This is a genomic window from Pseudomonas kribbensis (genome assembly GCF_003352185.1).
Classification (GTDB): Bacteria; Pseudomonadota; Gammaproteobacteria; order Pseudomonadales; family Pseudomonadaceae; genus Aquipseudomonas; species Aquipseudomonas kribbensis.
The window spans coordinates 4,756,661-4,778,967 of sequence record NZ_CP029608.1; the positions used below are offsets into that span (position 1 = coordinate 4,756,661).

24 protein-coding genes are annotated in these 22,307 nt (G+C 59.4%); 15 read left to right on the plus strand and 9 right to left on the minus strand.

Translation table 11 applies throughout. The features are described 5' to 3' along the window. Positions 1 to 67 precede the first annotated feature (67 nt). The 3 genes from DLD99_RS21690 to DLD99_RS21700 all read left to right on the plus strand — a co-directional run bounded on the left by DLD99_RS21690 (position 68) and on the right by DLD99_RS21700 (position 2,545). Complete coding sequence (locus DLD99_RS21690; RefSeq protein WP_114884943.1) at positions 68 to 487, plus strand: very short patch repair endonuclease; 420 nt, start codon at positions 68 to 70, stop codon at positions 485 to 487. Between the two features lie 388 nt (positions 488 to 875). Next, a complete protein-coding gene (locus DLD99_RS21695) occupies positions 876 to 1,385 on the plus strand; it encodes a BRO-N domain-containing protein (protein WP_114884945.1) in 510 nt (169 codons plus the stop codon). 173 nt (positions 1,386 to 1,558) lie between these two features. Beyond that, positions 1,559 to 2,545, plus strand: coding sequence for a hypothetical protein (locus DLD99_RS21700; RefSeq protein ID WP_114884947.1), 987 nt, complete (start codon positions 1,559 to 1,561; stop codon positions 2,543 to 2,545). 3 nt (positions 2,546 to 2,548) lie between these two features. On the opposite strand, the gene DLD99_RS21705 is transcribed toward DLD99_RS21700, so the two are convergent. Continuing rightward, positions 2,549 to 3,805, minus strand: coding sequence for a hypothetical protein (locus tag DLD99_RS21705; protein ID WP_244220753.1), 1,257 nt, complete (start codon positions 3,803 to 3,805; stop codon positions 2,549 to 2,551). Then, positions 3,793 to 4,608 carry a sulfite exporter TauE/SafE family protein gene (locus DLD99_RS21710; protein WP_114884951.1) on the minus strand — a complete coding sequence of 272 codons (816 nt, stop codon included), beginning with the start codon at positions 4,606 to 4,608 and terminating at the stop codon, positions 3,793 to 3,795. The genes DLD99_RS21705 and DLD99_RS21710 overlap by 13 nt, the downstream gene beginning before the upstream one ends. A 112-nt stretch (positions 4,609 to 4,720) precedes the next feature. Between DLD99_RS21710 and DLD99_RS21715 the strand changes: the two genes are divergently transcribed. Both DLD99_RS21715 and DLD99_RS21720 read left to right on the plus strand, forming a co-directional pair. Then, positions 4,721 to 5,488, plus strand: a complete 768-nt coding sequence (locus DLD99_RS21715) for an AraC family transcriptional regulator (RefSeq protein ID WP_114884952.1) — start codon at positions 4,721 to 4,723, stop codon at positions 5,486 to 5,488. A 93-nt stretch (positions 5,489 to 5,581) separates the two neighbouring features. Further along, complete coding sequence (locus tag DLD99_RS21720; protein WP_114884954.1) at positions 5,582 to 5,896, plus strand: helix-turn-helix domain-containing protein; 315 nt, start codon at positions 5,582 to 5,584, stop codon at positions 5,894 to 5,896. Between the two features lie 93 nt (positions 5,897 to 5,989). On the opposite strand, the gene DLD99_RS21725 is transcribed toward DLD99_RS21720, so the two are convergent. Then, positions 5,990 to 7,507 (minus strand): amidase family protein, encoded by a 1,518-nt coding sequence (locus DLD99_RS21725; protein ID WP_114884955.1) that lies wholly within the window; start codon positions 7,505 to 7,507, stop codon positions 5,990 to 5,992. A 112-nt stretch (positions 7,508 to 7,619) separates the two neighbouring features. Next, entirely contained in the window at positions 7,620 to 8,693 is a 1,074-nt protein-coding gene (locus DLD99_RS21730; protein WP_114884956.1) for an MBL fold metallo-hydrolase, read from the minus strand. A gap of 215 nt (positions 8,694 to 8,908) precedes the next feature. Here DLD99_RS21730 and DLD99_RS21735 point away from each other — a divergent pair, with 215 nt between their 5' ends. From DLD99_RS21735 to DLD99_RS21750, 4 genes are all read left to right on the plus strand, one after another. Next, positions 8,909 to 9,517, plus strand: a complete 609-nt coding sequence (locus tag DLD99_RS21735; protein ID WP_114884957.1) for a TetR/AcrR family transcriptional regulator — start codon at positions 8,909 to 8,911, stop codon at positions 9,515 to 9,517. A 145-nt stretch (positions 9,518 to 9,662) separates the two neighbouring features. Then, positions 9,663 to 10,715 (plus strand): diguanylate cyclase, encoded by a 1,053-nt coding sequence (locus DLD99_RS21740; protein ID WP_114886763.1) that lies wholly within the window; start codon positions 9,663 to 9,665, stop codon positions 10,713 to 10,715. A gap of 184 nt (positions 10,716 to 10,899) precedes the next feature. After that, positions 10,900 to 12,219: a methyl-accepting chemotaxis protein gene (locus DLD99_RS21745; protein WP_114884958.1), complete on the plus strand. Its 1,320-nt coding sequence runs from the start codon at positions 10,900 to 10,902 to the stop codon at positions 12,217 to 12,219. A 60-nt stretch (positions 12,220 to 12,279) separates the two neighbouring features. Beyond that, the gene (locus tag DLD99_RS21750; protein ID WP_114884959.1) at positions 12,280 to 12,810 is read left to right on the plus strand and encodes a DUF1003 domain-containing protein; all 531 of its coding nucleotides are present in this window, start codon (positions 12,280 to 12,282) and stop codon (positions 12,808 to 12,810) included. Here DLD99_RS21750 and DLD99_RS21755 read toward each other — a convergent pair whose 3' ends face one another. Then, a complete protein-coding gene (locus tag DLD99_RS21755; protein ID WP_114884960.1) occupies positions 12,811 to 13,752 on the minus strand; it encodes a LysR family transcriptional regulator in 942 nt (313 codons plus the stop codon). A 15-nt stretch (positions 13,753 to 13,767) separates the two neighbouring features. Here DLD99_RS21755 and DLD99_RS21760 point away from each other — a divergent pair, with 15 nt between their 5' ends. Together DLD99_RS21760 and DLD99_RS21765 are read left to right on the plus strand one after the other, a co-directional pair. Further along, positions 13,768 to 14,475, plus strand: coding sequence for a CTP synthase C-terminal region-related (seleno)protein (locus tag DLD99_RS21760; RefSeq protein ID WP_114884962.1), 708 nt, complete (start codon positions 13,768 to 13,770; stop codon positions 14,473 to 14,475). Further along, positions 14,472 to 14,786, plus strand: a complete 315-nt coding sequence (locus DLD99_RS21765) for an antibiotic biosynthesis monooxygenase family protein (RefSeq protein WP_114884965.1) — start codon at positions 14,472 to 14,474, stop codon at positions 14,784 to 14,786. Before DLD99_RS21760 ends, DLD99_RS21765 begins: the two co-directional genes overlap by 4 nt. A 126-nt stretch (positions 14,787 to 14,912) precedes the next feature. Here DLD99_RS21765 and DLD99_RS21770 read toward each other — a convergent pair whose 3' ends face one another. Then, a complete protein-coding gene (locus DLD99_RS21770) occupies positions 14,913 to 15,239 on the minus strand; it encodes a DUF2025 family protein (protein WP_085730336.1) in 327 nt (108 codons plus the stop codon). 215 nt (positions 15,240 to 15,454) lie between these two features. Here DLD99_RS21770 and DLD99_RS21775 point away from each other — a divergent pair, with 215 nt between their 5' ends. Both DLD99_RS21775 and DLD99_RS21780 read left to right on the plus strand, forming a co-directional pair. Further along, positions 15,455 to 16,582, plus strand: a complete 1,128-nt coding sequence (locus tag DLD99_RS21775; protein WP_114884967.1) for a glycerophosphodiester phosphodiesterase — start codon at positions 15,455 to 15,457, stop codon at positions 16,580 to 16,582. Further along, positions 16,582 to 17,265, plus strand: coding sequence for a helix-turn-helix domain-containing protein (locus DLD99_RS21780; protein ID WP_114884969.1), 684 nt, complete (start codon positions 16,582 to 16,584; stop codon positions 17,263 to 17,265). The genes DLD99_RS21775 and DLD99_RS21780 overlap by 1 nt, the downstream gene beginning before the upstream one ends. Before the next feature lies 1 nt (position 17,266). Here DLD99_RS21780 and DLD99_RS21785 read toward each other — a convergent pair whose 3' ends face one another. Next, positions 17,267 to 18,145: a sterol desaturase family protein gene (locus tag DLD99_RS21785; RefSeq protein ID WP_114884971.1), complete on the minus strand. Its 879-nt coding sequence runs from the start codon at positions 18,143 to 18,145 to the stop codon at positions 17,267 to 17,269. 153 nt (positions 18,146 to 18,298) lie between these two features. On the opposite strand from DLD99_RS21785, the gene DLD99_RS21790 reads away from it, so the two are divergent. Next, on the plus strand, positions 18,299 to 18,604 hold the full coding sequence (locus DLD99_RS21790) for a PepSY domain-containing protein (protein ID WP_065259299.1): 306 nt from the start codon (positions 18,299 to 18,301) through the stop codon (positions 18,602 to 18,604). 58 nt (positions 18,605 to 18,662) lie between these two features. Here DLD99_RS21790 and DLD99_RS21795 read toward each other — a convergent pair whose 3' ends face one another. Then, a complete protein-coding gene (locus tag DLD99_RS21795; protein ID WP_114884973.1) occupies positions 18,663 to 19,106 on the minus strand; it encodes a hypothetical protein in 444 nt (147 codons plus the stop codon). Positions 19,107 to 19,218: 112 nt separating this feature from the next. Further along, positions 19,219 to 20,841, minus strand: coding sequence for a methyl-accepting chemotaxis protein (locus DLD99_RS21800; protein ID WP_114884975.1), 1,623 nt, complete (start codon positions 20,839 to 20,841; stop codon positions 19,219 to 19,221). A gap of 276 nt (positions 20,842 to 21,117) precedes the next feature. Here DLD99_RS21800 and DLD99_RS21805 point away from each other — a divergent pair, with 276 nt between their 5' ends. Then, entirely contained in the window at positions 21,118 to 22,140 is a 1,023-nt protein-coding gene (locus DLD99_RS21805) for a transporter (protein ID WP_085709746.1), read from the plus strand. The last annotated feature ends 167 nt before the right edge of the window (positions 22,141 to 22,307 follow it).

A 22,307-nucleotide genomic window follows, 5' to 3' on the forward strand; every position in this document is an offset into this window, starting at 1 on the left:
ATTGATGTCATGTTTCGAGCGCCGCGAAAAAATCGAATCAATGGACTAGTACGGATGCCTACATTGGATGAGCGCAGACATTGTCTCCCCCGAACACCGCTCGAAGATCATGTCAATGATCAAGGGCAAAAACACCAAGCCTGAAATGGTCGTGCGTTCGATGTGCCATGAATTGGGATTTCGTTATCGCCTGCATCGAAAAGATCTGCCAGGTTCGCCTGATCTGGTATTCCCCAAGCACCGATTATGTATCTTCGTCCACGGCTGCTTTTGGCACCGACACCCGGGCTGCAAATATGCGTACACACCAAAAAGCAGACTCGACTTTTGGCTTCCTAAACTCGCGAAGAATGTTGAGCGGGACTTGCAGGTGCAGGAGAAGCTGAAGGAGCTTGGTTGGAAAGTAGTGATCGTTTGGGAGTGCCACACCAAAGACAGAGAAATCCTACACAATGAAATCCGTTCTGCATTTGATTTGAATGCTTAGACCTACGGGAATTGAGCAAATAGTCGATGATCATTTTTATAGGATTGACCACGCCGCTTTGAAGCCCTAGGCTTCTGTTCCGGCGCCTAAGAAACGCCTCAACCAGAGCGGTCCTCCGCACCCGACAGTCATGCGGCTTTTTTTCGTCTGCGGTTTCTCTACGCCTGCGAAAAGTCCCGTTATGTCGGGAGTGGGCGAATACAAGACCCGAAAGGGGAATATGTCCGGCCCGTCTCTGGTGGGTTTCTTAGCTCCCGACACCCTTAACGAATGCCCTAAGAAAGCAGCCAGAGGTAAATGGAAATGCCTGACTACTCAGCCTTCATGATGAAAGCGAATCGCTGTACCCGCCGTTTGAATCCCGTGCTCCCTACCCGGGAGGCACGCCATGTCTGAACCACTTCTTCCAACTCGATTTGTCCGCAACAAAACCCACCTGCATGCCCTTCTGGTGGAGAACCAGGCCTGGTTCTGCGTCCATGAACTGGGGCGGCTGATGGGTAAATATCTGGATGAGCGACAGCTGCGCAAACTCGATGCCGATCAGCGACAGATGATGTGCGTGGAGACCTACGGCGAGCCCGGAGAACATCTGATGGTGAGCGAGTCAGGTGTGTATGCGCTGCTGATCTATCACTACTGCCCTGAGTATCGACAGCTTCGCGAGTGGGTGACGCATCAGGTTGTGCCTGCGCTGCGAGATGCCCGTCCGACGCGCTCGGTTGAGCGTCCGATACTGAGTGTTTTGAGCTGGCCCAAGATGTCGTTGAGCACGTTGCACTGGCAGGATGAGCCATGGATTCGGTTGCGGGATATGCCGTGTTTGCTGGCGGAGGATCCGTTTAATCGTCAGGAATCCTGGTGGCGTAAAGCTTCACGAATGCTGCGTAGTTACTGATATCAAAAAACCGCTGCTTGAAAACTCAAGCAGCGGTTTTTTATGACCCGAAGTGTCGGGGACAGCCAGTCCTCGGCAGACGGGTTCTGCATCATCCTGAAAACAATCAGTGCAACCCACCCCTCCACCCGCTATTAATAACCCCTCCCCCACTCAAGGACCCGAGCCCCACCATGAAATTCGACCTCGCCTACTGCCTCAGCCTCGACGACAAACTGTCGATCTATGACGTTCGCGATCTCAATTTCGATGAGACGGTGGCGTTCGACTCCACCAAGGAACACTTCCAATGCCCCAACAACGCCTGCCGTGCGGCGTTCGATGCTTCCAACGAGTTGGGTACGTTCAACGCCAAGAACGTGAATTACGTGCGCACGCCGCACTTCAAGAATCTGCCTGGTACGCAGCATGTGGCGGGTTGTCCGTATGTGAGTGTGAAGACGTCGGCGTCTGGGGTTGAGGCGGCGGATGGGGAAACGGATGACGGGCGTGAGGAGCATTTCCCGTCGGAGTTGTTACTGACGCGCCGTGAGTATGTGCGCAAGCCTGCCGCGCCTGCGGGGGCGGCGGATGTGTTGCGGGATGATCCGGTGCGGGTGGCGGCTACCCCCTCAAAAGAGTCGCCGAGTCGTGACACGGCGCCGGACAAGACCAGCGTCTTCGCTCACCCCGTGGAGTGTTTTGTGTCGAACTTCGCGGACAGGGATTTGCTCAAGCGCATGCCATTGAAGATTGGCGAGCATACGGCGCCGTACAGTTCGTTCTTCAAGAAGATCGAGTACTTGATGGACAACAAGGGGCTGATTTACTGGGGCCGGATCAAGAAGATCGAGGACTTCCACAGCGCCAGTTTCCGGATCGATTTCGAGGACAAGGTCTGGTTCAAGAAGCCGGATGACAGCAAGAAGAAGCCTTATCCGGTCAGTGTCTATCTCAACAAAAAGCTGATCGACAACTACCGCAAGCGCAAGGCGTTTCTGGAAGAGATCAAGCACGCCATCGACAGCGACAAGGAGTTGTTCTGCTTCTTCTATGGTGTGACGCCGGAGTTGAAGCAGGTGCCGGGCAAGAAGAACCCCGAAAAGCCTTTCGAGGTCTTCAATGCCAATATCGAGAACCTGGATCACTTCATCATTCGTGAAGCGCCGGGGCTGGCGTGATGGTCAGCCCTGGGGCAGTTGCAGTTTGAGGGCGCCGGGGTGTTGTTTGACGACTGAGTACGGCAGAACACTCCAGTCCACGAATCCGCACACTGCCGCGACATGCGGATACGACGGATCAAACTTGATGCCATGCTCCGTGAAGTACCAACCCATGAATTGCCAGGGATCGCTCTCGTCGTAGTGACAGTCGTTATCGCCCTCTGCGGTGACGGTCATTTGCCGGGGATACAGTTTCAGCAACTGTGCGACCAGCCAGGGCGCCAACTCTGTAGTCCGGTATTTCGACCAGGCATCAGAGGAACCGGGTGATCCCGCATTGAAATCATCGCGTTGTTCATAGTGCAGCGGCTGACCTTGCCCTACCCACAAAACGTCCTCGAGCGTCAGTGTCTGACCGGTTGTGGCATCGAAGTTGAGCGCGTCGTTGCTTTGGTCCGGGTAGGCGCCGCCACAGTAATAATCCGTTGAAATCCGCACACTCATTACCGAAGGCGTCATCCACAGAGGTTGGCTGGATTGAGAGTAATCACCCGAGCAACCGAAATACGCGATCACCTCCCCCCACAATCGGCCCATCAATTGTTGGTTGATGCGTTGACGCACTTGCGGGGAATAACCGGACACCACTTCAAAAAGCGAAGCCTGTGATTTGGGCTCGCTCCACCATTGCAGTGTGTAGCCCATGAAAGTTTCGGTTTTGCCCTTTTGCAGTTTCATTCCTTGCAGCCGCAGGTACTCGTAAGGGGCCGTCTCACGCAGGCTGACGATATAGGGCAATGAGTCGACGGGGGCTTGCGGAATCATTGCAGGCTGCAACTCAACCTTGAGGGTTTTCCCGGCCGGATTACTCCACTCACCGGACCAATTGCTCCCGATCGCCTGTAAACGAAGCGTTGGACGGGAGTCTCCGTCCATCATCGAACCTTCGCTGAGTTCGAGCGTGTCCCCATCCCTGGAACCTTCGAGCTCCAGATCCTTTCGGTACTTCTGGTAGAAGTAACGCCCCTCTCCGGTTCGGGTATTTACCTCCAGAACAATCGCCGTCTTGCCCAGCGTTCCCGTGTAAACCTGAGTAGCGTTTTCAGCCCATGCCAGGGGATGGAAGAAAACGGCGAGTACTAAAATGCCGGAAAGGCGCAACAATCCGTGAAACATCAATTCTTCCTTGAGCAAGCGGGCAAATGCCGCAAAAAGTGACCGCGGATTATGTCGATGTTGTAGCGGGGAATCGAGCTTCGTCCGGATCAACTCACGCACATGCTGATCATCACAATCATCAACAATCCGATATACACCCAAGCATGCACCCGATCCGGTATCCGCCCGATCCACGGCGTCGCCAGTCGAATCCCCAGCATCGAGCCCAGCGTCAGCACCGCAAACGCCAGCAGATTCACATACCCGATAAACCATGGTCCGAGTTTTGTCTCGCTGAACCCTGCCATCAACATGTAAGTCAGCGTCCCCGCCAGCGCCACCGGCACGCTCAATGGATTGGCCATGGAAGTGGCCTGCGACATGCTCAACCCGCAACGCCGCAACAACGGCACGGTCATGACGCTTCCTCCTACACCGAGAAACGTCGCGATGGCGCCAATGCCTACACCACCGCCAGACGTTTCCAGCGTTCCCAATCGCCGTGGGATGACGCCTTCGGACTGTGTGAGAAAGCCGCGTCGCAGCAGGCAGTCGACAATCGTCACGCCAAGGTAGGCGATGAAGGCATAACGGATGATTTCGCCGCTGACCCAAACCGCTGCGATTGCGCCGACGACTGCGCCCAACCCGATGAACCCGCCCAAGGGCCACAGGTAATCCCGGATCAGGTTGCCGGCGCGGCGGTGTTTGTCGGTGGCGACCAGGGCGTTGACGATCATCACGCAGGTCGAGGTGGCGACGGCGATTTGCATGGCTGATAGGCCAATCGGGTCGTCAGCGCCGTGGCTGGCGGTGAGCATGCGGTACAGCAGCGGCACGACGACGAAGCCGCCGCCGAAGCCGAAGAGCACAGCGGTGACGCCGGTCAGGCAGCCGAAGAGTGTCAGCAGGAGGTAGAACATGGCGCGTCGTCCGTTGTTTGGGAGCGGTCGACGATAGAGCCGCGGCGCTTGGCCTGCTTCAGCAAGTCAGCCAATAATGTTTGCGTTTACGCCAACTTCCGGGTGCCGCTCGATGCGCAATATTTCGATCAATCTGCTGGATGACACGCCGCGCCCGGTGGTGGCGATCGGTACGGATTATTCCCACGGCTATCTGTTGCCACGTCATACGCATCGGCGGGCGCAATTGTTGTACGGCGCAACCGGGGTGATGCAGGTCAACACGCATGACGGCAACTGGGTGGTGCCGCCGCAGCGAGCGGTGTGGATTCCGCCGGGGGTGGCGCATGAGGTGTTGATGCTGGGGGTCAGCACCCGCAGCTTGTATATCGAGCCGGGGACGGTGGATCTGAGTGAGCGTTGTCAGGTGATCAGTGTGTCGTCGTTGATGCGGCAATTACTGATGGAAGCGGTGAAGCTGCCGCTGACGTATGACCTGACCGGGCGCGACGGTGCGCTGATCGATTTGTTGCTGCATGAATTACTGCGCAGTGCACCGTTGCCGCTGCACATTCCGCTGCCGTCTGACGGAAGACTGCTCGAACTGTGTCAGACCTTTCTGCATCAACCGAATGCCCACCAATCCCCCCAGCAATGGGCCGATCAGTTGCACATAAGCTTGCGTACCTTCAACAGATTGTTCCGCCAGCAAACCGGCCTGAGTTTCAGTCAATGGCGCCAGCGCGCCTGCGTGGTATTGGCGCTGGCACGGCTGGCGGCGGGTGAAGCGGTGACGCGGATTGCCCTGGATTTCGGTTATGACAGCCCGGCGGCGTTCTCGACGATGTTCCGTCGGATCCTAGGTCAGGCACCGTCCGTCTGGTTGGAGGCGGCGAACTAGGGCAAATCAAAAAATGCGTTTGATCCCGGCCGAAAACAACTGTACAAAAACACAGTACATTTTTCATCAGCACTCTCGAGCCCGGAGCACACCATGGCCACTTCAACGATGAACCTCATCCTCGAACGTATTGCCCTTTTCCAGTTCACCCCGACTCATTGCGTCCAGGCCCGAGGGATGTTGGGCTGGAGCATGGAACAGTTGTCGCGGGAGACTGGGGTTTCGGTAGACGACATCCAGCGGTTCGAGGCGCAACAGGAAGTGGCGGATTCGGCGCGGCTGGCGTTGACGTATCGGTTTGAGGCGCAGGGGTTGGTGTTCTTTCCGGGGTTTGCGCCGGGGTGTGGAGCGAATATGAGGGAATCAGGCTCTGTTGAGATGCGCGGTGATTTGGCAATGGTCGAATAATTCACCGCGCATGGTTGCCCGAATGTGATTGTTGCTGTGGCTTGAGTTCGAAGGTTCCGCTGGCATGTTGCAAGGGAACCCTCGTTGGCCTGATTACTCCTTGAACCCCGGCTGCCGCAATGCCATCGAAGCCTGCTCGTAGCTGTACGCCATCGCCAACAGCTGCGGCTCGCTCCATTGCTGGCCGTATAAGAACACGGAAGTCGGCGTACCGTCATCGCTCATGCCCGAGGGCAAGGTGATTGCCGGATAACCTGCGGTAGCCGCAGAAAACTGGGAATAACCATCGTTTTCGGCAAACAGTGCGTCCAGGTTGTGTTCGCGCAGTTGCTCATCGATAGCGTCTTTGAAGTTCTGGCTGATGATTGCAATCTGTGCACTCGCCTCCTCATGGGTGAGTTCAACGGCGTTGATTGCCTCCAGCATCTGCTGGCAGTAATGCTCATCACCGGGGTTGGCCTGGTTGAAATCGATCAACGTCTGCAATGAATCAATCGGCAAGCCCTGACGGCTGGCCAGATACTCTGGCAACTCATGCTTCATCGCGCCCATCAGACCACTGAGGTAGCCCTCGATGTCTGGAAGACGCACGGTCAATGGGACCAACGTAGCGCCCTGCTCCCGCAAGACAGCCATCGCGGCGAGCATCTCCGGATTCGGGGTCAGTAACGTGTCGTGGGATCCTGTATACGCGATTGGATAGCCGATCCGCTTGCCTTGCAGAGCGGCATCGGAAAGCAATGCCGTGTAGTCGATTCCTGTGGGGGCGTTGGCAGTGGCGCTGTCCGCAGCATCAGTGCCTTGCATGACGTTGAACATCAATGCAGCGTCCCGCACCGTACGGGTCAGTGTGCCCGGAGTGTCTTGCAGGCGAGTGATCGGCACAATGCCGGAACGGCTGAACAGCCCGAGTGTCGGTTTGACGCCGACCACGCCAATGGCCGAGGCCGGGCAACTGATCGAGCCATTGGTTTCTGTGCCCACTGCCAGCGGTGTGAAACCGGCGGCCACTGCAGTTGCCGGGCCGGAACTGGAACCACAGGTACTTGCGCTCAACAGGTGAGGATTTTTCCCCTGGCCGCCGCGCCCGCTCCACCCCAAAGGCAGAGACATATCACGCATGCCCGACCATTCACTCATGTTGGCTTTGCCCAGCAGGATGGCGCCGGCCTCACGAAGCTGTTGAACCGTAAAAGCATCCTGAGTCGCCGGCTGTCCGACCATGGCCATTGAGCCGGCACTGGTTTGCATGCCGTCAGCGGTATCGAAGTTGTCCTTCAACAGGACCGGAATTCCGTGCAGCGGGCCACGGATCTTGCCTTGCGCACGCTCTTCATCCATCGCCGTCGCGATGTCGAAAGCCTCGGGATTCATTTCGATAATGGCGTTGAGGGTGGGACCTTGCTTGTCCAGATCCGCAACACGCGCGATGAGGTGTTGAACCAGCGCAACCGAAGTCAGTTCGTTGCTGACCATCATTGCACTGAGCTCGCTGGCGCTTGCGTATTCCAGTTCAGCACCGGAAGGCGCTGCAAAGGCAGCGCTGCTGGCCAGCGAGAGCAGGATGGCCTGCGCCAGCGTATTCATGTTGCGTTTAAAGCGGCATTTCATTTTCTAATCCTTGTTTAAGCCAATCACGAGTGAGTCATTTCACTCGCGACCAAGCCTACCGAAGCCGCAGGAAACGGCTGTCAGCAACAAGGACCAGTGCTGGTAGGAAAACTCACCCAGCCTTGTAGCCGCTACAAGCAACGCGCCCTTTTTCTGACATCTCCTGTTCCACTTCCAACCACCATGCGTCCCCACGCTGGGGTTGCATCAAGTTAAACGCCTCACCCATTTTCGGCGTCGTGATGGAAACACTGCGTTCCCAGGCCAAGGCAAGAATGCGATCAAAGGGTTCGTGCCAGGCATGCATTGCCAGGTCGAACGTGCCGTTGTGGATCGGGAATAACCAGCGCCCCTTGAGGTCGATGTGAGCTTGCAGGGTTTCTTCCGGTTGCATGTGCACGTGGGGCCATTCGACGTTGTAGGCACCGGTTTCCATCAGGGTCAGGTCGAACGGGCCGAACTGTTCGCCGATGCGTTTGAAGCCGTCGAAGTAGCCACTGTCGCCGCTGAAGAAAATCCGCGTGTCGCCGTCGATGATGACCCACGAAGCCCACAGGGTCTGGTTGCCATCGAACAGGCCACGGCCGGAGAAGTGCTGCGACGGGGTGGCGATGAAGCGGATGCCGGCGACTTCGGTGCCCTGCCACCAGTCGAACTGGCGGATCTTGCTGGCATCGATGCCCCATTTGACCAACGTGTCGCCGACGCCCAGCGGCGTGAGAAACACGTTGACCTTGTCCGCGAGTTTCAACACCGCTTCGTAGTCGAGGTGATCGTAGTGGTTGTGCGACAGGATCACCGCTTCGATCGGTGGCAACTCATCGATGCTGATCGGTGGCTGATGGAAGCGCTTCGGGCCGGCCCATTGCACGGGCGAAGCGCGCTCGGCGAACACCGGGTCGGTGATCCAGAACTTGTCCTGCAGCTTCAGCAGCAGGGTCGAGTGACCGAGGCGATAGACGCTGTGGTTCGGCGCTGCCATCAGGTCGGCACGGGTCAACGCTTGTACCGGAATGGCCGACGCAGGACGGGTGTTACGCGGTTTGTGGAAGATCATGTTCCACATGATGCGCAGCATCTTGCGCACACCTTCGCGCTGTACCGGCGCGTGGTTGCGGAATGTCCCTTCGGCCTGGCGCGAAGCTTCAGGTACAGGACTGACCGCGGAAGAAATTGATTTGGCCATGACTGAATGACTCCAGAAAAACCGCGCAATTCACGGTTTTCCACGGTGGGACGATAAATGGCCAAGGCACGCACGCATCAGCCGGACATCTGGTTTTAGGTTGCAGCGATTAACGCAACATTACACTGGTCGGTGTACTTTCTAGGTTGCATGAATCCGGATGACAAGTAAACTGCCGAGTGTAATTTCCTCCTTTTTCCTGCCGAATCGAATTTATGACAGCTCCAACGCGCCTCACCGACCGCAAACGCGAAGCCATCATCCTGGCGGCCATTTCCGAATTCCGTGCCAACGGTTTCGAGGTCACCAGCATGGACAAGATCGCGGCCACCGCCGGGGTGTCGAAGCGCACGGTGTACAACCACTTTCCCAGCAAGGAAGAGCTGTTCGCCGAAATTCTCAACCAGTTGTGGGCACGGATCAGCACCGAGCAAGCCGTGTCGTATCAACCCGACCAGCCCTTGCGCGAACAACTGCGAACGATGCTGCTGGCCAAACTGCAGATGATGGCGGACGACAATTTCATGGATCTGGCCCGGGTCGCCATCGCTGCCGCGATCCACTCGCCCGAGCGTGCGCAGAACATGGTGGCGCGCATGGGCGAACGAGAGGAGAGCGTGACCGGGTGGATCCGCGCCGCCCAGGCAGATGGCCGGTTGAAACCGGCCGATCCGGAGTTCGCTGCGCATCAGGTCCAGGGACTGCTCAAATCCTTCGCCTTCTGGCCGCAGATTTCCATGGGTCAGCCCTCGCTCGACAGCACCATGCAAAATGCCGTGGTCGATTCGGCACTGGACATGTTCCTGGCCTGCTACCAGCTCTAGATCACGTCTGCGCCGCGTAAATGGCTCACAAGGACACTGAATTTTCCCGCTGGAATAAATGACAATGTCTGTCATTGACCGATGAACGGTCGCTCTGAAGAATTACACTGCAAAGTGTTTCAGAATGAATCTGGCGAAGAACATCATGGAAAACCAACGCGGCAAAGGCTTGTCATTCGCCAGACGTATCTACTTGCCACGTGCCATTGGATTGGGGATCGGTTTCTTCAGCGTCGGCGCCGCGCTGTATCCATTGAATGTGCCGGCGTGGCTCTGGGCGCTGCTGCTGTTCCACGGTTTTCTCTGGCCACACGTCGCCTATCAATGGTCGACCCGCTCGGCTTTCCCCTACCGCGCCGAGCGCCGCAATCTGCTCTATGACTCGGTGTTCGGCGGCTTCTGGACCGCGTGTTTCCAGTTCAATCCGCTGGTCACCGTGACCATTCTGTCGATGATGACCATGAACAACGTCGCCGCCGGCGGCCGACGCCTGTTCCTGCTCGGCGCCCTCGCCCAAGTGATCGGCGTGTTGCTGGGCTGGTCGCTGTTCGGGGTCAAGTTCACCCTGACGGCGACGCAGACCCAGGTCTGGGCGTGCCTGCCGATGCTCACTCTTTATCCGCTGGCGCTGGGCATGGTCTGCTATCGGCTGGCGATCAAACTCGCCGAACACAAGCGCACCCTGAGTGCCCTGAGCCGCACCGACAGCCTGACCGGTCTGCTCAACCACGGGGCCTGGAAAGACCTGCTGCACCTCAAGTTCCAGCAGTGCCGCGAACACAACAGCCAGGCCACCCTCGCGCTGATCGACGTCGATCACTTCAAGGTGATCAACGACAGTTACGGGCACATCGTCGGCGATGCGGTGCTCCAGCAACTCAGTCGCGAACTCAAATCCTTGCTGACTGAAAGCGAGCTGGCCGGCCGTTACGGCGGCGACGAATTCTGCGTGATCCTGCCCAACCTGCCACTGAGCAGAGCCGAAGCACTGATGGAGCAGCTGCGCCAGTCCCTGCACCAATACCGTCATCCCGATGTGCCGGAGTTGCGGGTCAGCCTGAGTATCGGGCTGGCACGTTTTCACCCGACCTACCCGGATGCGCTGCACTGGCTGGATGATGCCGACAAGGCGCTGTACACCGCCAAACATACGGGCCGCAACACGATCAGTGTCGCGCTGAGCCGCTCCAATGCCTGACAAGACTTGTACGACAAAGTGACACCGCACTTTCTTGTACAAGTTTAATAAGTTTGTATAAGATCAGATCGCCAGCCTGGATGCTGGCACTTTAATGGTCATTGCCCAATGTCGTCAGCTCGTTCGGCCGGCCAGCGCAGGAACAGGGACAACACCTCAGCCCTATTTCCGGAGCGCACCCCGCATGTTTTTCAATCGCCATCAGTCCGTCATCGATGACCTGCAACACACCATCACCGAGCAATCCGGTTTGCTCGAAGCCATCGACCGCTCCATGGCGGTGATCGAGTTCGATCTCGACGCCGTGGTCCTGCGCGCCAACGACAACTTCCTGAAGACCACGGGCTACAAGGCCGAACAGGTAATTGGTCAGTCCCACCGCCAGTTCTGCCCACCGGAATTTGCTCGCAGCAGCCAGTACACCGAACTGTGGTCGCGACTGAAAAACGGTCAGTTCCAGTCCGGCACTTTCGAGCGCATCGACAGCCAGGGCCGGCCGATCTGGCTTGAAGCCAGTTACAACCCGATCAAGGATGCGTCGGGCCGCGTGGTGAAAGTGGTCAAGTACGCCATGGACGTCACAGCCAAGGTGCAGCAGGAAAGCGAAGCCAACGCCAAATTGCAGGCCATCGACCGGGCCATGGCGGTGATCGAGTTCGACCTCGACGGCAACATTCTTACGGCCAATCAGAATTTTCTGACGCGCATGGGCTACACCCAGGCCGAACTCAAGGGCAAACATCACCGCTTGTTCTGCCCCGCACATCTGGTCAGCAGCAGCGCCTACCAGGACTTCTGGCGCCGGCTCAATCAGGGCGAGTTTTTCCACGGGCAGTTCGAACGTATCGACAAACACGGGCGAACCGTCTGGCTGGAAGCCAATTACAACCCGGTCTACGACGCCGCCGGGCGCCTGTGCAAAGTGGTGAAATTCGCCTCGGACGTCACCGCCCGGGTCGAGCAGCACGAGCAGGACGCCCGTAGCGCCAGCGCCGCTTACCACATCTCGGTGGCGACCCGAAAAGTCGCCGAGCAAGGCACGCAAGTCATTCAGCAAGCGGCCAGCGAGATGCGCGAAATCGCCGATGACATCGCCGAGTCGTCGACCCTGATCGCCCAGCTCGGCGAGCGCTCCGAGCAGATCACCGCCATCGTCAACACCATCCGTGCGATTGCCGACCAGACCAACCTGCTGGCGCTCAACGCGGCAATCGAGGCGGCGCGGGCCGGTGAGCAAGGGCGTGGTTTTGCGGTGGTGGCTGATGAAGTGCGACAACTGGCAGCCCGCACCAGCGGTTCGACGGCAGAGATTTCCAACATGATCGGCCTGATCCAGAGCGAAACCCGTCAGGCGATCAAGAGCATGGACGGCACCCGTGGTCGCGCGGCGCAAGGCGTCGAGCTGGCGGATCAGGCGGGGACGGTGATTCTGCAGATTCGCGATGGCGCCAGCGAAGCGGTGGACGCCGTGAGTATGTTCGCCAACGAGCGTGCGCCGGGATAGGCCGACACGGGCGACGCAGGGCTATAGTGATTCAACGTCCCAAGCCCTGCCGAGTCCGTCATGACCACCGAAAAAAACGAATCCCCCGCCGCGCCTGTTGATCACCTGCGCTTCCACCGCCCCCACGCTCACCTCAACACAACCTTCGGCAACGACAAGTTCGCCCTGCGGGCCGAGGCGTTTGCGCGGTTCTTCGGTACGCCGACCTTTCTCGGTGCCCAGACCCTGATCGTGGTGCTGTGGGTTTGCCTGAATATGTCTGGCATCACGACCTTCGACGTTTATCCGTTCATCCTGTTGAACCTGGCGTTCAGCCTGCAATCGGCCTATGCCGCACCGCTGATTTTGCTGGCCCAGACCCGTCAGGCCGCACGGGACAAAGCGCAATCGGACGCCGACGCCCAGCACCGGGAAGCCCTGGCCGTGGCCAATTCCGAGCGTCAGGTCCAGGCCGCGAAGAACACCGCGCAATTGCTGGAGCTGCTGGAGCAGAACACCCGGCTCACCGAAATGACCAAGAACCTCACCGAGCGCATCGAAGGCCTGACCCGCGAGCTGCACGATCACATGCGCCAGAACCCGCAGGCCTGATCACGGCAAACGCAGCGCCCGCCCGAGTTCATCGAACAGCGTGACCACCGAGCGCAACGCGCGGCAGTCCGGGCGGGTCAGCAGCCAGAGGGCGGTGTCGTAACCGTGCAGCGGTTCGCTCAAAGCTTGCAGACCTTCGGTGATCAGAAAGTCCGGCAACGCCGCGACGCCTAACCCGGCACGCACCAATTCCGTCACCGACAGCATGCTGTTGCAGCGATAGCCCGGTGTCACGCTGGGCAAGTGCTGGCGGCGCCAAACCACGGTCGGGTGATCGGGCAGGAAATCATCCGGGGCGATCCAGGTCATGGCGGCCAGATCGGATGCATCGATGTTTTGCAGATAACGCTCACTGGCGCAGACCCGGTAGGAAATCTTCGCCAGCTCCCGTCCGACCAGATGCTCCGGCGGTGTGCGCGTCAGACGCAGGGCGATATCGGCATCGCGGCGGCTGAGGTTGGCGAAATCATTGGAGGTGCTCAGCTCGATGGTCAGCGCCGGGTAGTTCGGCATGAACTGCGCCAGCGCCGGCAGCAGCAGACCTTGCAGCACCGAATCGGTACAGGTCAGGCGCACCGTGCCGCTGACCACTGCGCCGCCCTGCTCCACGCCGATGCGCGCCGCTTCCAGTGCCTGCTCGGCGCGCTCAGCCTGTTCCGCCAGGGTCTGCGCAAGGCTGGTGGGCAGGTAGCCGGCGCGGCTTTTTTCGAACAGTTGCTGACCGAGTGCGGCTTCCAGTCGGCGCACGGCACGGAACACCGTCGACACATCGACCTTCAACAACTGTGAGGCCCGGGCCAGCGAGCCGCCACGCACCAGGGCGAGAATCAGCGCCAGATCCGGGAAGTCGAGTCGATAGTGCGTCGCTGCATTAATCACTTGGGGAAACGCCCATATTGAGTGCGTGAACGCCAATCTATAGTGAGCGTCATCCCTCAACAAGCACAGCGAGCACTCATGGAATCCAGAGCCCTGCGCATCGCCCTGATCGGTGACTACGACCCACAAGTCACCGCCCATCAAGCCATCCCCGTCGCCCTCGGCCTGGCGGCAGAACACATTCGCCGACCCGTCGATTTCGAATGGCTGGCGACGGACCGGATTCATCTCGACACACCGCTCGACGGCTTCGACGGTTTCTGGTGCGTCCCGGCCAGCCCTTACAAGAGTGAAGCTGGCGCGCTGCGGGCCATCCGTTTTGCCCGAGAACAGCAGCGACCGTTCCTCGGCACCTGCGGCGGTTTTCAACATGCGGTACTCGAGTTTTCCCGCAACGTATTGGGCTGGGCCGATGCCGAGCATGGCGAAACCTCGCCCGATTCCAGCCGTGCCGTGCTCTCGCCGCTGAGCTGTTCGCTGGTGGAAGCGGTGGACAGCATCCATCTGGTGCCCGGTTCGTTGATTGCCAAGGCGTACGAAACATCCGAGATTCGTGAAGGCTATCGCTGCCGTTTTGGGGTGAATCCGCAGTTCGAACGGGAATTGCTGACCCATGACCTGCACGCCATGGGCCACGATTCTGCAGGCGATCTGCGCGCCATCGAACTGAAAAGCCATGTGTTCTTCGTCGCGACGTTGTTTCAGCCGGAACGTGCCGCGCTCAAAGGGCAAATGCCACCGCTGGTGCGAGCATTTGTCGAAGCCTGTGCGGAGCAACCTCGATGAAACCGGACACTGAGTGTTTCGTCGTGATATTCACTTCGACCCGCACCGAGGGCGACAACGGCTACGCCGAAGCCTCCGAGCGCATGATGCAGTTGGTTGCCGATCAACCGGGGCTTCTCGGCATCGATTCGATCCGGGGCGCGGACGGGGTGGGGATTACGATTTCGTATTGGGAGAGCGAGGCGGCGATTCTGGCCTGGCGCGAGCATCCGGAGCACCGGGTGATTCAGGCGCGTGGGCGGGCCGAGTGGTATTCGGCGTTTCATACGCGGGTGTGTCGGGTTGAGCGGGAGTATCGGTTTGGGCAGTAAGTTTTGAGTTGTATTTACTGGCCTCATCGCCAGCAGGCTGGCTCCCACAGGGAAACTTGTGGACGCCACAGATCCTTTGTGGGAGCCAGCCTGCTGGCGATGGCGGCAACTGAATCAACGAAAGCCTCAGCCCTTCACCAGACTGCGCACCGCCACAATCTCCGGCACTTCGCGCTTGCTCATGTAAACCCGCAACGGTTCGGTGATGTTGATCCGGTCATCGATGTGCTGATCGAGCAGCAACTGGATCAGCTCGCGCTTCAGCGTCATGGTCTGTTCGGTGGCGGGGGCCCAGACGAATTCGCTGGCGGGAATGATGCCGTCATCGGCCACGTCCATGCCGAACGAATCTTCGCTGAAACGCACGATGTACTGGCCGGTCTTGCGGTTGAGGCCGACAAAGCCCTTGAGGTCGTCGGCCGCCTGGCAGATGAGTTGGGATGTGATGCGCATGGTAAACCTCACAAGAGTGATCGAAGGTTTACACGCAGGGCATTGAGGCACACCCTCTGCCGGGGTGGTTGCCGTGGCCAAGCGTACTGCAAACAAACGCACAAAAGTGCGGAAATTTTCGCTTTCAGTACGTTTATGTCGGTCTTGCGATAGCAGGTTTTCGTTTGAGTTGCTAAAAGGGACATCTTCGAAAATACCTGCGAAAGGACCTCGACATGCCCGCCACGTTTACCAAAAGCGCTCTGCTGCTGAGCCTGATGCTCGGCCTCGGCCAGGCCCATGCCGCCGCCCAGCCAAGCCCTGTTGCACTCGCTGCCTCCGAGGGCATTCCGCACCCGGCAGTGATCGCCCACCGTGGCGCCTCTTTCGACGCACCGGAATCCACCGCCGCCTCCTACAAACTGGCTCGGGACCTCGGCGCCGACTACCTGGAAATGGACCTGCAGCGCAGCAAGGACGGCGTGCTGTTCGCCCTGCACGACAACAATCTGCAACGCACCACCGACGTCGCCACCAAGTTCCCGGATCGCAAGGACAGCCCGGCCAACGCCTTCACCATGGCCGAACTGAAAACTCTCGATGCCGGCAGCTGGTACAACAAGGCCTACCCGGATCGCGCGCGTCCTTCCTACGTCGGCCTGCAGATTCTGACCCTCGACGAAATCATCGACATCGCCCAGGCCAATCCGAAGCACAAGCCGGGCCTGTACATCGAAACCAAGGAGCCGCAACTGTTCCCCGGCATCGAGCATGACCTGAAAGAAAAACTCCAGGCTCGCGGCCTGCTGATTCCGGCGGGCGCCAAACCGGCGAAAAACGTTGCCAGCGTCGGCGAAAGCAACGGCAAGGTAATCCTGCAGACCTTCGAGAAAAACAGCCTCGAACTGCTGCAAAAGGAAATGCCGCAGGTGCCGAAGATCCTGTTGCTGTGGGTCGGCGAAGGCAGCATCGAGCCAAAATCGAAAGTGACTTTTGCCGAATCCGGCGAGAAGGACAAGAACGTTTTCTACGGCAAGCAAGAGCCGAAATCCGAAGCTGAATTCAAGCAATGGATCGACTACGCCAAGGCCCAGGGCGCCATCGGCACCGGTCCTTCGGCCAAACTGACCCACGGCGGCGATCAGAGCTATTCGGACCTCGTGCAGCCATGGATGAACAAATACACCCACGACAAGGGCCTGCTGGTGCACGTCTACACCGTCGATGAGCCGGTGGACTACGAAAAAGTCATGGCTGCCGGCGTCGACGGCATCTTCACCAACCGCGCCAGCGAACTGCTGAAGTTCTACAAACGCCCGGCCGCCGCCAGTGTGGATCAGGTGCTGAAGAACAACGGTTTCTGATGCAACCGGACACCCCGTGGACAGGCCGCCTCTGGCTGGGGCACGACCATGGCCTGATCCACGGGATGTCGGGGCGCACTGCGCCCCACTCCCACTATGCGCATCAACTGATTCTTGCGCCTGACCGGCCAGTGACTGTGCTGGTCGAGGACAACGCCGTCACCACTTCCCGCCTATTGATTACATCCCAGACTCGCCATGCGATTGTCGAGGCGCCGGATCCCGTGTTCACCGTGTATGCCGAACCCTTGCGGTTCGACGCCCAAGTGCTGCGTGATGCGCTGTTCGACAGTGAGCTGTCGTTGTCGGCACTGGATCACGCCATCGGCCAATGCCCACGACGCCCGCTGAATGACCCGCGAATCGAACGCGCCCTCGCCACTGTCGATGCCTCGCTGTCGAGCAAAGTCGCCGCCAGTGCCGTGGCCGATGCTGCGCATGTATCCATGAGTCAGTTGCAGCGATTGTTCGTCAGTCAGGTCGGTTTGCCGGTGCGGCGACTCGTCTTGTGGCGACGATTGCGACTGGCGATGGCGTCAATAATCGCCGGCAGCCCGGTGACCGACGCCGCCCACGCCGCCGGGTTTGCCGACTCCGCGCACTTCTCCCGCAGCCTGAAAAAACTCTTCGGCGTCACCGCCCGCCAGGCGTTGCAGCACATCGAATTGCGTCTGCTGGACTGACTCAACGTCGCAAGCCATCCGGCACTTTCGGTTCCTTGCCCAGCGTTGCCAGTTCGAACGGATCGAGCAGTTGCGCCACGTAGTCACGCGGAAAATCCGGACGACTGCCGATGCCCAGGTCGCCCTCGCCGATCCGGTAATGCTCCGTGTAAAAACCGGTCCCCAGCAGCCAGTCCCATAGCGTAAAGAACAGCCCGAAATTGACGTCACCGGCGCGCCCGTACTTCATGTGATGAAAGCGATGCAGCGGCGCCCAGGCGAAGATCCAGCGCAACGGGCCGACGCGCATGTCGACGTTCGAATGCTGCAACAACAGCTGGATCGCAATGGCGAACGCCAGCAACACCGCCACTTCGGACGGAATGCCCAGCACCAGCAACGGCAACAACCCCGCCGTCGCTTCCAACAATTGATGCAGTGGATGTTTCATCAAACCGTTGAACCCATAGAGCCGCTCGACGCTGTGATGAATCGCGTGCAACCGCCACATCCACGGCACCCGGTGGCTGGCGTAATGCATCAGGCTCACGCCCGCATCAGCAATGAAAATCGCCAGACCGACTTGCAGCCACAGTGGCCAGTTCGACGGCCAAGCACCGTCAATCGCCAACAACGTCACCAGCCCCGGCAACGCCAACAGGCCGACAGCGTTCAGTGCTTCGTTGACCAGTGCGTGCAGCATGTCGCGACGACGATCACCGGCCGGGCGATTCCAGTTCACTTCATACGGCAGCAGCCATTCGGCCGCAAACGACACCGCCAGTGCCACAACAAACAGCGGCATCAACCACAGCAGCGAATGCCCCGCCAGTCCAATCCCGCCGCCGATGAATCCAACCCAGAATACCGGCGCGTACAACCACGAAAAAATGCGTTTCATGTCCACCTCCCTTGATCGAAGGCCGAGCATGAAAGTTGCCCGCGAACGGCGATTGAACAAACGACGCAAACACCTGCGGCGATTTTTAAGGGTGAATTAAGTTGCGGTGACTAACCTGAACTCACTTGAACGAATCACCCAAAGGAATAACCGATGAAAACCCTGACTGCCCTGTTTACCGCTGCTGCCCTGACCCTCACCGCTGGCCTGGCCCAGGCTGACGTTCGTGTCGATCAGATCCCTGAGCTGGTCAAATCCGGCAAGATCAAGCCACTGGAAGAGCTGAACAAGATTGCCCTGGCCCTGCACCCGGGCGCGACCATCGTCGACACCGACCTGGACAACCATTTCAACGGCTATGAGTACGAAGTCGAGCTGCGTACCGCCGATGGCAAGGAATGGGACGTGGATCTGGATGCGGCCACCGGCAAGGTCCTGAGCAACAAGCAGGATCACTGATTGCCACACAAAAAAGCCGCACGATTTTCGGATCGTGCGGCTTTTTTGTGTCCGAACGTTATGCCGAGGTACTGACCAGCGAACCCGACGTACTCGAATCAGACTCCTGCAACGCCGCCAACAACGCCGCCGTAGCCGTCTGCAACGAAGCCGACGTCGTCGCGATCTGCGACTGCGCAGCCGCAACATCCGCCGCCTTCGCATCCTGACTTTCCTGCTTGGCCTGGGCCGCTTGCAGCGCCTGTTGCTGTTCCTGCAATTGCTTTTGCAGCTCGGCGATCTGCTTGCGCAGTTCCTTCACGGTATCCGATTCATCATTGCTGGAGCTGCTGTCACCCGACGGCGCCGCACCACCGCCCGCCGCGACTTTGCTGGTGTCGGCCTTCACACCGGTGCCGGCTGCCGCAGAGGTCGAGGTGTCATCGCCCGTGTCGGCAATCGATGTTTTGCTGGTAGATGTGGTGACGGTCTGATTGATCGAAACAGACGTGATGCTGACCATGGGAAATCTCCAATGACGGTTATAGATAACCGGCCATCGGCGATGCACACATGAAATTGAGATCGACTGTGTACCGACTCGGTAACCGGGCCGGTACACAGTCACTGGCGGGTCAGACGCTCAAGCGAGCGGTGACGTCGTTGAGTTGCCCGGACAGGCCGTGCAGGTTCTGGCTGGCGCTTTCGGTGCGCTGCACGTTGTCGAGGTTGGTGCTGGCAATCGAAGTGATCTCGGTCAGGTTGCGCGAGATGTCTTCGGCCACCGAGGTCTGCTCTTCAGCCGCCGTGGCGATCTGACGGTTCATGTCGCGGATCGCTTCCACCGCATGGGTGATGCGCTCAAGCATGGCGCCGGCCTGGGTCACTTGCTCGACGCTTTCATCGCTGCGGGTCTGGCCGCTGTCGATGGCGTGGGCTGCATCCACCGCGCCGGTCTGCACGCTCTGGATGATCTGGTTGATCTCGATGATCGACTCCGCCGTGCGCTGCGCCAGGTTGCGCACTTCGTCGGCCACCACCGCAAAACCACGCCCGGCTTCACCGGCCCGGGCCGCTTCGATGGCGGCGTTGAGCGCCAACAGGTTGGTCTGCTCGGCGATGCCGCGAATCACTTCCAGCACCTTGCCGATGCGACCGCTGTCGGCTTCCAGACGACGGATCACCGTGGCGGTGTTGGCGATTTCGCCGCGCATCTGGGTGATGCTGTGGATGGTGCTCTGCATGACCTTTTCACCCTGCTGGGCGGACTGGTCGGCATCGTCGGCAGCACGCGCCGCATCGGCCGCATGACGGGCGACTTCCTGGGCGGTGGCGGACATCTCGTTCATCGCCGTGGCCACCTGATCGGTGCGGTTGAACTGCTCGTTGGTGCCGCCGGCCATCACGGTGGCGATGGCGTTCAACTCGCCGCTGGCGCTGTCCAGATCCTTGGCGCTGCGCTGCAGATGGTTGAAGGTTTCGGCGAGGAAATCGCGCAGGGTGTTGGCCGCAGCAGCCAGATTGCCCAGTTCGTCCTGACGGTCGCTGGCCACACGCTCGACCAGACGGCCCTTGCTCAGTTGGGTGACGTAGTCGATGAGTTTGCGGATCGGCTCGACCAGGTTGCGGTTGACCAGCCACAGGCTCAGCAGACCAATCAACAGACCGGACGCGAGCATCACCAGAATCCCCAGCATCACGGTGCGATCGGCGCTGGCGCTGATCAGTGCCGACTGCTCGGTGCCCTGCTTGCGCAGCTCGGCCACCAGCTCGCTCATCTGGTCACTGGCGGCACGGTCGACGCCTTTGACCGCCACGTCGCCCGCCGTCGGATCGGCACCGGCGGCTACGTAGGCATCGCGACCTTTCTGGTACGCGCTGCCGAGCAGACGATGTTCTTCACGCAGACGTTCGATGCGGGTTTTCAGCGAAGGCTCCAGGCCTTTCTGATTGGCCAGTTCACCGAGGATGTTCTGCACATCGCGCTGACGATCCTCGAACTGGCCCCAGTATTTGGCCAGGTCTGCCGGTTGCTTGCCGCGCAGCAGGACGTTTTTCCACTCCTGGACCTGCACCTTGAATTGCAGGTTGGCTTCGTCGATCAGTTGCGAGGTGTGCAAGGGACCGGCGATCAACTGGCTGTAGCTTTGCACGCCGTTGGACAGGAAATGAAAGCAGGCCAGCGCGATCAACAGCATCGCCAACAGGCTGCCGCTCAGCAGGGCGAGAATTTGCGCTCTCAGGGATTTTTGCAGCATCGCAGGTACTCATGACAGGGATGAGGCACGTCCGACAAGACGTGAATTGTGGCCGGACATCCGTGTCGGCGGACCTTGGCTCTTGGCCGAAGGCGCGCAACCTAACTCATGCGTGATCGGCGTGCCAGAGCACTTCTTGAGAAAATTCCGACCGCCGGTAAGGCATTGATTTTGACGTCATTTCACCGTCACCAAAACGTCACATTGCATTGCAATGATGCGGCTCAGGTGAATCTGCAAATCCCGCAACAGACGCCTTCCTTGCAGCGAGACTTCATGAACCACAGCCTGGATATCAGCCATCGCGATCCTGATCTGTTTGGCCTGCTTTACGGCTTCCGTTTTCGCCCGGGCGAGCGCGGGCGCGAAGTGGATTCGGCGACCGCCCTGCGCTGCCTGCAGGACGACAGCGACAGCGACGAATTCCTCTGGCTGCACCTGAACCTGGCCCACGCCGCGTGCGAGCGCTGGATGAAAAGTCATCTGCAATTGCCCCAGGAATTTTTCGAGGCGCTGCATGAAGGTTCGCGCTCGACCCGCATCGAGCATGTCGATTCGGCGTTGCTGGCGGTGGTCAACGACGTGGTGTTCAACCTCAGTAGCATGGTGTCGTCGGACGTGTCGACGCTGTGGGTCTGCGTGCGCAGCAAACTGATCGTCAGTGCGCGTCTGCAACCGCTGCATTCGGTGGACAAACTGCGTTCGTCGGTGAAGGCCGGCGAGTGCTTTCGCTCGCCGTCGGAATTGCTCGTGCACCTGTTGCGCGACCAAGGCGAAGTGCTGACCCAGATCGTGCGCAAGACCAGCATGAGCGTCGATCAGGTCGAGGACGAACTACTCTCCTCGCGGCTGTCGACCAACCGTGCTGAACTCGGCGCCAACCGCCGGGTGCTGGTGCGCTTGCAACGGCTGCTGGCGCTGGAGCCGGGCTCGCTGCTGCGCCTGCTCAACCGGCCACCGTCCTGGTTGCAGAAGGAAGACGTCAAGGAGCTGCGCAAGTCCACCGAGGAGTTCGCGCTGATCATCAACGACCTTACGGCCCTCGGCGAGCGGATCAAGCTGTTGCAGGAAGAGATCGCCGCCAACCTCAACGAGCAGAGCAACCGCACGCTGTTCACCCTGACCGTGGTCACGGTGCTGGCGCTGCCGATCAACATCATCGCCGGTTTCTTCGGCATGAACGTCGGCGGCGTGCCGCTGGCCACCGATCCGGAAGGGTTCTGGATTCTGGTCGCGCTGGTGGCCACGTTTACCGTGATTGCCGGACGCTGGGCGTTTCGCAAGCGCGGGGATTACTAAACGCTGCCGAGCGCCGACTTCCCCTGTGGGAGCGAGCCTGCTCGCGATGACATCGGCACATCCGAAAGTAGTGTGTGAGACATGCCGCTATCGCGAGCAGGCTCGCTCCCACATTGGATCTTCATCGCCCTTCAGATCAGCGGTGCGGCTAATCCACCGAACACTGA

Coding starts and splice junctions, on each gene's coding strand:
- DLD99_RS21690 (WP_114884943.1), top strand. CDS start 68: ATGAGCGCAGACATTGTCTCCCCCGAACACCGCTCGAAGATCATGTCA.
- DLD99_RS21695 (WP_114884945.1), top strand. CDS start 876: ATGTCTGAACCACTTCTTCCAACTCGATTTGTCCGCAACAAAACCCAC.
- DLD99_RS21700 (WP_114884947.1), top strand. CDS start 1,559: ATGAAATTCGACCTCGCCTACTGCCTCAGCCTCGACGACAAACTGTCG.
- DLD99_RS21710 (WP_114884951.1), bottom strand. CDS start 4,608: ATGTTCTACCTCCTGCTGACACTCTTCGGCTGCCTGACCGGCGTCACC.
- DLD99_RS21715 (WP_114884952.1), top strand. CDS start 4,721: ATGCGCAATATTTCGATCAATCTGCTGGATGACACGCCGCGCCCGGTG.
- DLD99_RS21720 (WP_114884954.1), top strand. CDS start 5,582: ATGGCCACTTCAACGATGAACCTCATCCTCGAACGTATTGCCCTTTTC.
- DLD99_RS21725 (WP_114884955.1), bottom strand. CDS start 7,507: ATGAAATGCCGCTTTAAACGCAACATGAATACGCTGGCGCAGGCCATC.
- DLD99_RS21730 (WP_114884956.1), bottom strand. CDS start 8,693: ATGGCCAAATCAATTTCTTCCGCGGTCAGTCCTGTACCTGAAGCTTCG.
- DLD99_RS21735 (WP_114884957.1), top strand. CDS start 8,909: ATGACAGCTCCAACGCGCCTCACCGACCGCAAACGCGAAGCCATCATC.
- DLD99_RS21740 (WP_114886763.1), top strand. CDS start 9,663: ATGGAAAACCAACGCGGCAAAGGCTTGTCATTCGCCAGACGTATCTAC.
- DLD99_RS21745 (WP_114884958.1), top strand. CDS start 10,900: ATGTTTTTCAATCGCCATCAGTCCGTCATCGATGACCTGCAACACACC.
- DLD99_RS21750 (WP_114884959.1), top strand. CDS start 12,280: ATGACCACCGAAAAAAACGAATCCCCCGCCGCGCCTGTTGATCACCTG.
- DLD99_RS21760 (WP_114884962.1), top strand. CDS start 13,768: ATGGAATCCAGAGCCCTGCGCATCGCCCTGATCGGTGACTACGACCCA.
- DLD99_RS21765 (WP_114884965.1), top strand. CDS start 14,472: ATGAAACCGGACACTGAGTGTTTCGTCGTGATATTCACTTCGACCCGC.
- DLD99_RS21770 (WP_085730336.1), bottom strand. CDS start 15,239: ATGCGCATCACATCCCAACTCATCTGCCAGGCGGCCGACGACCTCAAG.
- DLD99_RS21775 (WP_114884967.1), top strand. CDS start 15,455: ATGCCCGCCACGTTTACCAAAAGCGCTCTGCTGCTGAGCCTGATGCTC.
- DLD99_RS21780 (WP_114884969.1), top strand. CDS start 16,582: ATGCAACCGGACACCCCGTGGACAGGCCGCCTCTGGCTGGGGCACGAC.
- DLD99_RS21785 (WP_114884971.1), bottom strand. CDS start 18,145: ATGAAACGCATTTTTTCGTGGTTGTACGCGCCGGTATTCTGGGTTGGA.
- DLD99_RS21790 (WP_065259299.1), top strand. CDS start 18,299: ATGAAAACCCTGACTGCCCTGTTTACCGCTGCTGCCCTGACCCTCACC.
- DLD99_RS21795 (WP_114884973.1), bottom strand. CDS start 19,106: ATGGTCAGCATCACGTCTGTTTCGATCAATCAGACCGTCACCACATCT.
- DLD99_RS21800 (WP_114884975.1), bottom strand. CDS start 20,841: ATGCTGCAAAAATCCCTGAGAGCGCAAATTCTCGCCCTGCTGAGCGGC.
- DLD99_RS21805 (WP_085709746.1), top strand. CDS start 21,118: ATGAACCACAGCCTGGATATCAGCCATCGCGATCCTGATCTGTTTGGC.